The organism is Priestia sp. VA7 (genome assembly GCF_055710015.1).
This window is the reverse complement of the sequence record NZ_JBVQPN010000009.1, coordinates 53,838-66,172: the sequence shown is the minus strand read 5'-3', so window position 1 is coordinate 66,172 and position 12,335 is coordinate 53,838. Positions and strand designations below refer to the sequence as shown.

The window sequence follows — 12,335 nt, the reverse complement described above, 5'->3', positions numbered from 1 at the left end:
ACTCTGATGCGTCCCGCATCTTACCCGGAGTAAAGAACCTGCCTACCCCTATCGTATCTGTAGAATGTGGAACTTGGTAAGCCCTATGTCATCTGCATAAGCAGTAGGATGACTGTAAAGTCAAACGAAGTGGCAGAGGGTATGGGACGTGAGAAAAAGCGAAAGCCGTTATCTCGAAAGAGAACAGGAAAACAAGAATATTGTATAACTGGACGGATACTGTCGTCTTTATAGACAATAGCAGGCTCGAAAGAGCGCCCACTTCTCACTGGTCTTCAACACGAAAACAAATTTGTGGCTATCTTCTAACGAAAAGGAGCGTGCTGTTATGAATACCTCTCTACGAGCGTCGGCGCACGTCTCGCATAAAGATTGGTACTCTATTGATTGGAGTATTATACAAAAATATGTAGCGAAGTTACGACAAAGAATTTATCGTGCCGAACAACAAAATCAACAAAGAAAAGTAAGAAAACTTCAACGTTTACTCCTTCGGAGTAAAGCAAATCTACTGCTTTCTATTCGCAGAGTAACACAACAAAATAACGGTAAGCGAACACCTGGTGTAGATGGCTATACGGCCTCAAAACCAAGCGAACGTATCAAACTTTATCAACAACTAGTTCAATGCAATGTCTTTCGACATCGTCCAAATCCAGCAAAAAGAACGTTTATTCCGAAGAAAAACGGAAAGCTAAGACCTTTGGGTATTCCTACGATGCGAGACCGAGTCTATCAAAACGTAGTAAAAAACGCACTTGAACCCCAATGGGAGGTTAAATTTGAACCTACTTCCTACGGTTTTCGTCCTAAACGAAGTACGCATGATGCAATAAGTAATCTTTTTAAGAAGCTTAACACCAATAGCAAAAAAAAGTGGGTATTCGAAGGAGATTTTTTAGGATGTTTCGACCATCTTAATCATAAGTGGATAGTGGAACAAACATCTATGTTTCCGGGAAACATTCTCATTAAAAGGTGGCTTAAAATGGGATACATAGAGCAGGATATGCTTCGTACGATAACAGAAGGAACCCCTCAAGGGGGGATCGTGTCTCCCCTTCTAGCTAATATCGCTTTATGCGGTATGGAAGAAGAGATTGGTATTGTTTATAAAAAGACATACAAACCAAACGGAGGATACGCAATTGACCCAAAATGTAAGATAGGACGTGTTCTCTACGCAGATGACTTCGTCATCGTAACGGAAACGAAGGAAAGCGCGGAAAGCATGTATCGAAACCTCGCTCCTTACCTACAAAAACGAGGAATTACACTTAGTATGGATAAAACTAGGGTTACACATATTGAGGACGGGTTTGATTTTCTTGGCTTCTCGCTGCGTCAATATAATACGGGACAAGGAAAAAAATTATTTATCAAACCTAGCAGAGACAGCATTAAAAAGGCTAAAAACAAGATAAAGGATACGTTCTCTGTGATGAGAGGACGACCAGTAAAAGAAATAATACGTGTTTTAAACCCGATTATTCGTGGCTACGGACAGTATTGGAAACATGTCGTATCCAAAAAGACTTACAGCTACATGGACAATTATATTTTCCTAAAAGTGAGAAAGCATTTGAAACAATTGCATCCAAAGAAGTCGAGAAAATGGATTAGCCAGCGTTATTTTAAGAAGCCCCACCACGGTGGAAATAATAAATGGATTCTCACATGTCCAGTTACTAACATTCAATTGTTAAAGATGTCCTGGATTAAGATAGAACGGCATGTCATGGTAGCCTATAAAAACAGCCCAGATGATCCAAGTCTAAGAGAGTATTGGAAAAAAAGAGACCGTAAGGTCTTTAATAGCGAAAATACTTTAGATAGGATGAAACTCGCAAGAAAACAAGGATATCGTTGTGCGTTGTGTAAACAGACTCTACAAAATGGAGAGAAAGTTACAGTGCGAAACCTAGAGGTTTCTACAGGTGAATTTGCTAAATTAGTACATGTACCCTGTATTAAATAGGTTGTTTGGATAAAAAGAAGGCTTGAGCCGTATGACGGGAAATCTGTCACGTACGGTTCTTAGGGGGGCGGGCACTCGTGAGAGTGCCTGCCTACCCGACTTAACTAAAATTAATCCTAGAAAGACAACTTTATTAGAAATGAGGATAGCTTGGTTGTTCTTAGATGCTAGAAGCTAAAATGTTCAATCTATAATATTAACTATCTAGATTTTTCTTCATTAACAAATATAGTTACCATGCATTAGTAAAACCACCTATAGCTATGACAATCACTATTAAACCTATGGCCATGTAAAGAAAGGGGCCCCTTCCTTTCCACTCTAAATAGGTAGTGTAACTATTAAAAACAAGCGATGACCCTAACAAAACAAGGCCAAATGACTTCAAATAAAGTGAATGCTGAAAGTAAGAAGCGATAGCTAGAATTGCTCCCACTACAGCCAAAAGCACATAAAACACTTTCAATACTTTAAGATATGTCATGTATTTCCCCCTTTTGCATCAACCGTATACTATCCTCTGTTACCCAGCATATGTTTGTCCCATGTGAATTTAGGTCTAATTTCTAAAAATAATCAAACAAATATTTGAATATTTTTAGAAATTGGCGCCATCTCTAGTTCTAGGTGTGGCTATTAATATTTAATTTCACTATCTATAAGGTACATTAGGCAAAAATGAATTGTGCTTAATAAAAAAAGAAACCTTTGCTTATATAAGCAAAGGTTTTTTAAGTTTATTGGAATAGGGGGAATACGTTATTAGTCTGGCTAGATTTGTAGATTCATATACATATATCTTTAAAAATAAACGGTGTAATTGACTCTTTTATTAGAAAATACCTTTATTTAAGTAATCTTGTTAGTTAAGTAAACGCTAATTTATTTCATATATTATTAATGTTTTACTATTTACACTTAATGACGACAAATACGAAGTTATTCTATATATATATATATATATAAATCGTATAATCTTATAGAAAATGATACGAGATTAAAAGAGGTATAGATTTATAAGTAAATTTGATTTAACGTTATTAATAGAAGTAATACTTAACGTATTTTATTAAAGATAGTTATATCATTTACCTATCTTGTAGAAAAACGTTGTATTTGTCGTCACTAACTGTAAATAGTAAAATCTTAATAATAAATGAAGTGATTTAATATTTACTTAACAAACAATAAAACGTAAACAAGGTTATTTACTCTAAATATAGTGAAAGACAATATTTTTTTAAAAGGTATATGTATATGAATCTATAAATCTGGCCAGACTAATAATGTATTCCCCCTATTCCGATAAATTTGAAAACCCTTTGCCTATATGAGCAAAGGGTTCTTTTTTTATGTAAATATTTATTAAGGCGCAAACCCTTGAAAACTGACTGCAAGATAGATACCAAACGAAAGAGCACATAAGGAAACAAAATGTAATGTTAAAAAAGGGATTTTCTGTTTACCTTTGATAAAGAAAGAATAAATAAACCCGAGTATTGTAACTAAAATTAAAATAGGCACAATAATCTTAATCACAGTACCAAAAATATTTGCTGTAACAACTGATAAAAGAAAAAATGCAATTATAACTATATATAAAGTTATCGATATGACTAAAGAGGCTATTGATACCTTTAAAGCATTTTTAAAGAATTTCTCCATCTAATTTCCTCCTATTTTTAGCAACGCATATTCATTATAATATACAGGATAAAAGGAAATAAATACCTTTTCTTGAAGTGTATTATATTTCTAGTTACCATAACGTTATTTCTAGGTAGCAGAAGAAACCTATAGAAAATTCTATAGGTTTCTTTAACTATCTTGGCTAATAAGTTAGCTTAAAAGAAATTATTTACCCTTATGTTGGTTGGGATTATACATTCCATTTTGAACCATATAATATTCTATCACTTGGTCTAACCATTTTTCTTCTTCCTCTGTATAAGGAGATGCTATCATACTTTGAAAATCTCCTATCTCCTCATCCTCTAATTCTCCAAAGGCATGCATAGCCTCCTCACCAACGTATTTAAGAGATGCCTGCAAATGCTTATTTGCCAACTCTTGTACTTCTGGATCATGAACTGGTTTTCCAACTAACCTTTTCACTTCTCTCGATAAATAAATAAATTCTTTATCTAAGGACAAACTCTCCTCGTCAGATTTATTATAAACCTTATCCGCAATCTCTTTAGAAGTGAAATGCTCAAGCCATGTACGTTGATCTTCTTCATTTTGAATGTTATTAATCAAACTAATTAATATTTCACTTGGAACATCCTCTTGATCATCTAATAAAGAAATCGTCTGATTAATTGCCTTCAGAACTTTGTCTAAATGCTCCTTTTTTTTCTCAAATGCTTTTTTCTGTTGAATTAAAGTGTTCTCTAAGTTTAAGTTTAGACTTTTATTTGTTAGCATCAATCCTATTTCTTCTAGGTTATAACCTAAGAATTTTAATGCTACGATTTTTTGAAGTTTTACTATATGATCCTCTTCATATAGGCGATGACCGGAATTAAGGTCTTTTTGAGCTTTGAGTAGCCCTATTTCGTCGTAATAATGCAGTGTTCTTATTGAAACACCCGTTTTCTTAGAAAATTTACCAATTGAGAAACTTACATCATTACCCAACTTATATAACCTCCTGACAATCTAGTATTAATCTAATTAATTTCATCATAATACCTGACGTAACTGGAGGTTCAAGCGTTAATTTTTAAAATTTAGGTTTTGTATTATTATGATAATAAACTTAGTTAACATAAAACGGATTCTAGTAAGGCTTTTTTCTGAAGAATAGGGCAGTTAGCCTATTTCTATCTGTTGTTTTTAGGACAGCTCTAACGCCCAATCAACTGCGGTTTGTGCGTGTATTTCTGTTGTATCAAAGATAGGTAGCGAGGTATTATTTTGATTAATTAATAAAGAGATTTCAGTGCAACCTAATATAGCTCCTTCTATTCCATCGTTAATTAAACCATTTATAATCTTTTGATATGCACTTTTGGAGTTTAAGTTAATCTTTCCTAGGCATAATTCTTTGTAAATGATATCATGCACAGTTTGGCGCTCTTTTTCACCTGGAATATTAACTTTAAGATTATGGTTAGCTATAAGTCGTCCTTTATAAAAGTCTTCTTCCATTGTAAACTTTGTTCCAAGCAACCCAACTCTACTAATCCCCTTATCTTTTATTCTCTTAGCTGTAGCATCTGCAATATGTAGGATAGGAACACTAATCTCATTCTGAATATCATTTGCCATTTTATGCATAGTATTTGTACAGATCACTAAAAAATCAGCCCCACCTTTTTCAATATATTGAGCTCCTTTAATCATTAATTCTGTTGCTTCATCCCATCTATTATCCTGTTGTAATTTTTTTATTTCTTCAAAGTCCACAGAATACATCACACTTTTAGCAGAGTGATGTCCTCCTAACTTTTCATTTACTGTTTGATTGATAATTCTGTAGTACTCAGCTGATGATTCCCAACTCATCCCGCCTAATAAACCTATTGTTTTCATTTTCTCAACCTCCTTTATAGAAAATATTACCACAAACCAAGCTTTTTCAGGGTTAACATCATATATAATCGTAGTTACCATAATGTAGCTTCTAAGAAGCGTCAAAAACCCACTTCAGGGTCTCATCTTATTATGAAGTGGGTTTTAATTAATATATAACGTAACTTTTAAATTTTAGTGTTAGCAGCGTCGAGGTCAACTACATCAGGAACATTCTCATAAGCAGAATTAGCATACTCTTGAAGTTTTTTTAGAAAAAGTAGAATCTCTGTACCTTCCATTTTGGCATGAGTAAGATGAAAAATATTATCTTTCCCAATATTAAGCTCATCTTCTGATAAATATAAAGGCAACGTTCGGAATACATACCAGGGATAATAAAGAGAGATGAATGTTTCTCTAAAATAAATTCCATTTTCACCAATAATAATACCGTCTGTCTTCTTTAAAGGAAACGTACATAAAAAAGCAACAATCTCTTTATTAGGTTGTAAATTAAAATACTTTATTATTTTCTTTTTCAAATCTGAAGGAATATGCTGATTTACTAACAGGCCATTATTAGGCTCAAAAGCTTCTTCATATTTCTCAAATAATGTACTTATATTCATCAAGTCATTATACGTTACAGAAGAAGAAACATTGTGCGGTTTTACAAGTAATTCGTACGAATATTCGTTTAAGAAATCTCTTATACTTGTTAAAAGTTCTATAAATAATGGGATTGGATACGTATTTCCTCCACCTATTAAACATGCTTTTCTATTGTCGAAATGAACTTCGACATTATTTTGAACTGTAATTTGATTGACTTTACCGAATTCAGTCCATTCAATATTGCCTAATTCACCACTTAGATTTTTCCACCTTAACCCCTTATCGGTAAAACACACACCAATTTTCCCCGATCCAAATATCGTACAGTCGAGAAAAGCAACCACTTCTTCATTATTTGAAATGTTAAACCTTTTATTTGCCTTGGATAAAATAGAGAGTGGAATTTCTTCAATAAAAAATTTGTCTTGTTGATACCTTGCACATAAGTCGGTTAAATAATTGAATTTTATATTATGCATTTAAATAATCCCCGTTCGTTTTTAATAAACATTTTCAATATCTATTAAATCATAATTTTTGCCTTTTATTCCATTTAAAAGTAAAAATATAAGCAAATTAAAATGCATAATATATTCATTTATAGTTATCATAATGGCAGTTATAAGAAACAATATAAAAGGAACCTTCATTATAAGGTTCCTTTTATATATCTTGGGTTTTCATTTTGTTTAATTCATTTTGTTGCTTCTTTTTAAACGATTTCCTTCCTTTTTCCCATTCTAAAAGGAACATGGCTAAACCTAATAACATTAATAAAACAACTTTTATTGGATGGTTAACTTGGTGAGTTGTAAATATCCACCCACAGTATGCTAGATAAGCTCCTGGGATAATAGCTCCCCAATATACACTAGCTCTGGTAGATAAAAAGTATTGAAAAGCAAATATAAGCGCAAAAATTAAAAAATGAGGCATTACTGTATCTCCTTTTCTTCTTTATATTTTTCAATGATTAACTTGGCATCTTCTAAACTAATTCTTTCTTCAATAGCAAGCTTCTTAACAAGGTTAATTAGTTCTTCTTTGTCATGTTCCTCATTTATTTCAATCTTTTGTATTAAGCGATCTAAACGTATACGAACAGTTGGATAGGATACTTCGTAGTCTTTTGCAAGCTGTTTTAAAGAACCTGAATTTAATACAAACTTTCTTATAAACTCTAAATCATCACTTTCTAACGACAGTATCCATGAAGGAACGTCCCTTTTATCCATATATAACCACCTCTTCCGTTATTTAAAATATATCATATGCTTAAATAAAGTTAAAGTATTATTTAATAAAATTAAAAACACTAATAAAACAAAGTTTAATTTTATTAGTGTTTAGCATGTGTATAATATTGATATCTAGTTAACATAAAACAGATTACCGGAAATAAAATAAATTTTATAAAAATAAACATATTTCATGTTTTATTTTCAATGACATGGGTAAAGCACTAAGATTGAAAGATCCTTTAAAATTGAATAAGTAAATAGCAACTTATCATCAGCATAAAAAAGCTCTCTAATCCTCATCTATTAGAGAGCTTTTTGTATACATAAGTGCTTGGTACTTCAAGCAAACCACTGTTATGCTTATTTAATAAATAATGTATCAGTAGTGCTACAAGATGTTTCATTTTCTATACATAAATAATATCCAAGATTCTCTATGTACTGTCCTTTGTTGTTAACAGAATGTTCTTTATAGATACCCTTACCTTAAAAGAAGAAGCATATGAGGAAATATTATTAAGATTTTCTTAAAAAAGGGGCTATAAAATAGAAAATGGGAAAAGTTTCTCAATTATTAGGAAAACAAAGATAAATAGTTTAACTCCTTTTTAAAGTGGAAGACAATAAACAAGTCAAAAATTATTAGGAGGAATGTAAAATGGCAACTAATAAAAATAATGACAAAATGAGCCGTGAAGAAGCTGGAAGAATGGGTGGAGAAGCAACATCTAAAAACCATGATAAAGAATTTTATCAAGAAATTGGCGAAAAAGGCGGAGAAGCAACAGCCAAAAATCATGATAAAGAGTTTTACCGAGAGATTGGTGAAAAGGGTGGAAAATCCAACAACAAACGTAATAACGACTAATTAATTGTCTATAAAATTGAGGCATTGTTTAAATAAGTAGAAAAAACTACTTCTGATTTTTCAAGAAGTGGTTTTTTCTATTTTTAGTCTGTATGCTTTATTCCTTTTTAGTTACTATAATCACTGTTATAAGAACGAAAATTTCAGCAGATTAAAGATTTATAATTCAATCCGATCTTACTAATTAAATAAATTTAATCTTTTCTCAATGGCTTTCTGAAGACCATACAATACTACTGCCTTAACAAAGAATATAAATGAAAATTGATATTTTTTTAAGCGAATAAGTGAAGCATAACCGATCTTTTTAAACCAATCCATTATTATGTATACGAAAAAGGAATCAACGGTTATATTAGTGACCATATATCTGAAGAAATGGCCATATGTAAATTTGAAAATCCATAAGCTTCCGACTATAAATGGGCCAAATATAAGTGGGATATCTCCTAAAAGCTTAGGGTGAAGCCTTTTATAAAACCAAAATGAGTTTTTCTTATGGGCTATAAAGCTTTCACCTACTGCTAAAAGATTAATACCTAAAGAGGATAAGAAAAATTTTAAAAATGTTTGCTTTCCTAGAAGTGGAAGAGAAAACCACGGAATGATTAACATTCCTATTAAATAAATTTTATAGCGCTTCATTTCACAAACATTCCTTTTTCTTTTTAACTTGTCCTAAAAGGATAATTTTATTTATAAAATCCCAATATCTTGAGTAAACTATTCAAGACGCCGTAAGGCATCATCTCTAAAATGCCAATTAGAGAAAAAAACTACCTTATGCGCAGGTAGTTTTTTCTGTTTTTTAAGATGAATAAGATATACATCCTTCGTTAACATAATGTTAATTTTTGGAAGTGAATTATGCATATAAATGTAAAGCACATAGATCCCCTTGAAAGCCTTCGTACTGGTATTCTCCACAAAAATGCACAACGAAAAGATATCCTATTTTTAAAAAGGCGTAATTAGAATTTCTCTTTTTGTTTTGATGAAAACTTTATAATGGCGTAACTGATAGTTAATACAAGAATAGCGCAAGTGTGCAAAAGTGTATTAACTGGGTTATCGTGCTCCACAATAACCAGACGTATCAATGCAGTAATGCCAATATAAAGAAAGTAGCGTAGAGGAAAGTGATAATTCTCTTGAAAATATTTTACAATCATTGCAATGAATTCAAAATACAAAAAGAAAACTAAGATACTTTCAAGAATTTTGTAATGAGTTTCAATTCCTCGATTAAAAATAGAGAAATGAATGAAATGGAAAATTTCCTTACCAAGCAAAACAGATAAAGTAACAGCTAGTAAAATCAATGCTGTATTTAAGATAAGCCGTAGAACGTGCGAAACCTTAAAGTTCGGTCTTTTGTCTTGTTGAATCATCAATATTCCTCCTACATACATAGACTCTTTACTTTATTATATCTCCCGTTTTAGATTTAGCATTAGCCGTTACAGCTTGTTTGTTAGAATGTTTTTTTAAATTCATATATTGCACTAAATGAAGACGTATATAATATACAAAATTAGTTAAGTCAGGTAAGTTAGGGGCATCACTGACCCTGTCTCCCATAACAACTATGCGAGTCCCTTTCAAGACACATCCGTTCAAACCATACTTTGATAAAGTTTCAAAAGATTTAACCTCGTTTATAGAAGTGTAACTTTATAAAAAAAGCCCATCTTTAAAGATGGGTTATACCTATTGTTAGCTTTTATTAAAACTCAATTTTAATTTTTTGTGCTTCGCTGCTTTTTTTCTCATTTTTATCAAATACATCACTTGTGGTTATTTCAACCCACTTAATATCCTTTGCTTCCTTGTGGTTCCACTCATTGTGCCCCTCTTTGTGCGCATGACCGCCTGTTGCATTCACAATAAAACCAATATTTCCAAATTTCGTGCCATTACCTTCAATTTCACCATTTAACTCTTCAAGATAAATGTCTTTTTGCCAATCAAATGTTTCACCTGTATTCGTTTTCAGTAAGGCAATTGGTGCAAAATTTACTTTCTCTGAAGACTTGTTTTTGATCTCAACGAAAACTTTAACAAAATCAAACTCTTCGTCATGTGTTAAGACGTGAAAATAATCAATCATACTGTAATCAGGTCGTAAGTGAATCAGTTTCATTTCTTTTACTGTTAATTCGATTTCACCAAGTTTATAAGTTTTATGCACAGGCTTAATTGCTTTTAATGTAGCCTCACCTTTTTCATCTGCATATGTCTGACCGACTTTTTGCAATGAATGGTCATCTGTTACTTGAGAATTAGGCTGATACTCGTCACTTTTGCTCTCAGTTTTTTCCTGATCCTTTTCCTGTTTCGTTTCATCATTTTTTTCGTCTGTATTATTTTCTGTTTGGTTTTCGTTCGCTGCATTTTTTTCATTGTTTTCAGGACTGCCATTGGATGAACAACCAACAAGCAGCATGATTAAAAATAATATAGAAAGAGTGTGTTTCATGATGATTCCCCCGTATGATTCTATATTCTAAAAAAGTTCCCGTTGCTTGTACTTAAGCAACGGGATACACTTTATCCTATCCAATTATTTCTCACTTATCTTGAATTTTAATATTATAATCTAAGACATCAAAAATATTTTTTGCAATATCAGTGTTATCATTTGATCCAGCAAATTTTTCACTTGATGGTCCGAATGCATAGACAGGAACATCTTCACCTGTATGTCCACCTGTTGTCCAACCTGTGTGAGAACGTTTGTTAAAAATATTCTCAATCGCATTATCGATATCAAGAACTTTCTTTGTTTTAGCTGCGTCTTCAACAGATTGAATTTCTTGGTCTGTTAAGGCTAGGGTATTTTGATCAATATATTTCTTTAATGTTTCTTCAACGCCTGCTCCTTTAGCAATCTCTTCAGCCATGAAATCAGGCGTGCGCTTTGCAGCTTTGATTGGTTCACTGAACCAGTTATAAATACCGTCTGAACCAATTGAATATCCACCAGTTGAGTGGTCAGCTGTTGCTACCACTAAGGTATGTTTGTCTTTTTTTGCAAACTCAATTGCTGCTTTATATGCTTGTTCAAAGTCATCCATTTCACTCATAGCTCCAACGATATCGTTGTCATGCCCTGCCCAGTCAATCTGGCTTCCTTCTACCATTAGGAAGAACCCGTCTTTATCTTTGTTTAATTTTGAAAGAGCAGTGTTTGTCATGTCTTTTAATGAAGGAACTTCTTCTGTGCGGTCAATTTTCTTTGGAAGTCCACCATCAGCAAATAAACCAAGCACTTTACTGTTTTTATCGTTTAACATATCTTCACGGTTTTCCACATAGCTGTATCCAGCTTTTTTGAATTCTTCTGTTAAATTACGATCTTTTCGATTAAAGTTGCTTTTACCTCCACCAAGAAGAACATCGATTTTATGTTGACCATTTACCATTTCGTCAAAATAATCATCGGCAATTGAGTTCATGTTTTTACGGCTGTGATCATGTGATCCGAAAGAAGCAGGTGTTGCGTGTGTAATTTCTGAAGTCGCAACAAGACCTGTTGCTTTTCCTTCTTCTCTAGCAGCTTCAAGAACCGTTTTTGCTTCTGATCCGTCATTGTCAACGGCAATCGCACTGTTATACGTTTTAATACCTGCAGACATAGCAGTTGCGGCAGAAGCAGAGTCAGTTACATTTTGCTCAGGATCTTCTGGATAAGTTGTTTGTTGGCCAACAAGGTATTGATCAAAAGTTGTTGGTTCAACAACTTTTGTTGATGGATCGTCTTTTAGGTAACGATGAGCAGAAGTATAAGAAACTCCCATGCCATCACCGATTAAAACAATAATATTTTTGATTTCTGCATTATTAGTTCTTTTTTTATTAGTAGATTCCTCTGCACTTACATGTGAGAAACCACCAATTAAACCACTAAAAGCAACTGTTGAAAGAACGGCTACCGGTAATAACTTTTTCGTTAACTTCTTTTTAAACAATGTTGTTACCTCCAATTGTTGTCGTATTTTATGTCCTAATGAAAATTATAGAGAAGGTTTATTAATAGATTTTTGATAAATTGTAAATTAAGTGTTAAAAACAGAGAGAATTCTTTTTATAAATGAGAAAAATTACTCAAAAT

The 12,335-nt window shown here is 32.5% G+C and carries 12 protein-coding genes and 1 pseudogene; 2 read left to right on the top strand and 11 right to left on the bottom strand.

Annotated elements, in window-relative coordinates; genetic code table 11:
* Window positions 1-328 precede the first annotated feature (328 nt).
* Window positions 329-1,978 (top strand): group II intron reverse transcriptase/maturase, encoded by a 1,650-nt coding sequence (gene ltrA, locus AC0C45_RS26280; RefSeq protein ID WP_280169297.1) that lies wholly within the window; start codon window positions 329-331, stop codon window positions 1,976-1,978.
* Between the two features lie 232 nt (window positions 1,979-2,210).
* On the opposite strand, the gene AC0C45_RS26275 is transcribed toward ltrA, so the two are convergent.
* From AC0C45_RS26275 to AC0C45_RS26245, 7 genes are all read right to left on the bottom strand, one after another.
* Window positions 2,211-2,462 (bottom strand): hypothetical protein, encoded by a 252-nt coding sequence (locus AC0C45_RS26275; RefSeq protein ID WP_237894332.1) that lies wholly within the window; start codon window positions 2,460-2,462, stop codon window positions 2,211-2,213.
* An 881-nt stretch (window positions 2,463-3,343) separates the two neighbouring features.
* On the bottom strand, window positions 3,344-3,643 hold the full coding sequence (locus AC0C45_RS26270; RefSeq protein WP_472929048.1) for a hypothetical protein: 300 nt from the start codon (window positions 3,641-3,643) through the stop codon (window positions 3,344-3,346).
* Between the two features lie 189 nt (window positions 3,644-3,832).
* Window positions 3,833-4,618: a MerR family transcriptional regulator gene (locus AC0C45_RS26265; RefSeq protein WP_257064513.1), complete on the bottom strand. Its 786-nt coding sequence runs from the start codon at window positions 4,616-4,618 to the stop codon at window positions 3,833-3,835.
* A gap of 198 nt (window positions 4,619-4,816) precedes the next feature.
* On the bottom strand, window positions 4,817-5,515 hold the full coding sequence (locus AC0C45_RS26260) for an aspartate/glutamate racemase family protein (RefSeq protein ID WP_472929047.1): 699 nt from the start codon (window positions 5,513-5,515) through the stop codon (window positions 4,817-4,819).
* Window positions 5,516-5,682: 167 nt separating this feature from the next.
* Window positions 5,683-6,591 (bottom strand): hypothetical protein, encoded by a 909-nt coding sequence (locus AC0C45_RS26255; RefSeq protein ID WP_140451919.1) that lies wholly within the window; start codon window positions 6,589-6,591, stop codon window positions 5,683-5,685.
* Window positions 6,592-6,775: 184 nt separating this feature from the next.
* The gene (locus AC0C45_RS26250) at window positions 6,776-7,048 is read right to left on the bottom strand and encodes a hypothetical protein (RefSeq protein WP_257064509.1); all 273 of its coding nucleotides are present in this window, start codon (window positions 7,046-7,048) and stop codon (window positions 6,776-6,778) included.
* Window positions 7,048-7,347: a DUF2089 family protein gene (locus AC0C45_RS26245; protein WP_257064507.1), complete on the bottom strand. Its 300-nt coding sequence runs from the start codon at window positions 7,345-7,347 to the stop codon at window positions 7,048-7,050. The genes AC0C45_RS26250 and AC0C45_RS26245 overlap by 1 nt, the downstream gene beginning before the upstream one ends.
* Window positions 7,348-8,011: 664 nt before the next feature.
* Between AC0C45_RS26245 and AC0C45_RS26240 the strand changes: the two are divergent.
* Window positions 8,012-8,215, top strand: a pseudogene (locus tag AC0C45_RS26240) (KGG domain-containing protein); the annotation flags it as partial.
* A 186-nt stretch (window positions 8,216-8,401) separates the two neighbouring features.
* On the opposite strand, the gene AC0C45_RS26235 reads toward AC0C45_RS26240, so the two are convergent.
* The 4 genes from AC0C45_RS26235 to AC0C45_RS26220 all read right to left on the bottom strand — a co-directional run bounded on the left by AC0C45_RS26235 (window position 8,402) and on the right by AC0C45_RS26220 (window position 12,192).
* Entirely contained in the window at window positions 8,402-8,866 is a 465-nt protein-coding gene (locus AC0C45_RS26235) for a hypothetical protein (protein ID WP_257064504.1), read from the bottom strand.
* Between the two features lie 326 nt (window positions 8,867-9,192).
* Window positions 9,193-9,612, bottom strand: coding sequence for a phosphate-starvation-inducible protein PsiE (psiE, locus tag AC0C45_RS26230; RefSeq protein ID WP_237894550.1), 420 nt, complete (start codon window positions 9,610-9,612; stop codon window positions 9,193-9,195).
* 335 nt (window positions 9,613-9,947) lie between these two features.
* The gene (locus tag AC0C45_RS26225) at window positions 9,948-10,700 is read right to left on the bottom strand and encodes a hypothetical protein (RefSeq protein ID WP_257064502.1); all 753 of its coding nucleotides are present in this window, start codon (window positions 10,698-10,700) and stop codon (window positions 9,948-9,950) included.
* A gap of 91 nt (window positions 10,701-10,791) precedes the next feature.
* Window positions 10,792-12,192: an alkaline phosphatase family protein gene (locus tag AC0C45_RS26220; protein ID WP_306437929.1), complete on the bottom strand. Its 1,401-nt coding sequence runs from the start codon at window positions 12,190-12,192 to the stop codon at window positions 10,792-10,794.
* Between the last annotated feature and the right edge of the window lie 143 nt (window positions 12,193-12,335).

Coding starts and splice junctions, on each gene's coding strand:
- ltrA (WP_280169297.1), top strand. CDS start 329: ATGAATACCTCTCTACGAGCGTCGGCGCACGTCTCGCATAAAGATTGG.
- AC0C45_RS26275 (WP_237894332.1), bottom strand. CDS start 2,462: ATGACATATCTTAAAGTATTGAAAGTGTTTTATGTGCTTTTGGCTGTA.
- AC0C45_RS26270 (WP_472929048.1), bottom strand. CDS start 3,643: ATGGAGAAATTCTTTAAAAATGCTTTAAAGGTATCAATAGCCTCTTTA.
- AC0C45_RS26260 (WP_472929047.1), bottom strand. CDS start 5,515: ATGAAAACAATAGGTTTATTAGGCGGGATGAGTTGGGAATCATCAGCT.
- AC0C45_RS26255 (WP_140451919.1), bottom strand. CDS start 6,591: ATGCATAATATAAAATTCAATTATTTAACCGACTTATGTGCAAGGTAT.
- AC0C45_RS26250 (WP_257064509.1), bottom strand. CDS start 7,048: ATGCCTCATTTTTTAATTTTTGCGCTTATATTTGCTTTTCAATACTTT.
- AC0C45_RS26245 (WP_257064507.1), bottom strand. CDS start 7,347: ATGGATAAAAGGGACGTTCCTTCATGGATACTGTCGTTAGAAAGTGAT.
- AC0C45_RS26235 (WP_257064504.1), bottom strand. CDS start 8,866: ATGAAGCGCTATAAAATTTATTTAATAGGAATGTTAATCATTCCGTGG.
- psiE (WP_237894550.1), bottom strand. CDS start 9,612: ATGATTCAACAAGACAAAAGACCGAACTTTAAGGTTTCGCACGTTCTA.
- AC0C45_RS26225 (WP_257064502.1), bottom strand. CDS start 10,700: ATGAAACACACTCTTTCTATATTATTTTTAATCATGCTGCTTGTTGGT.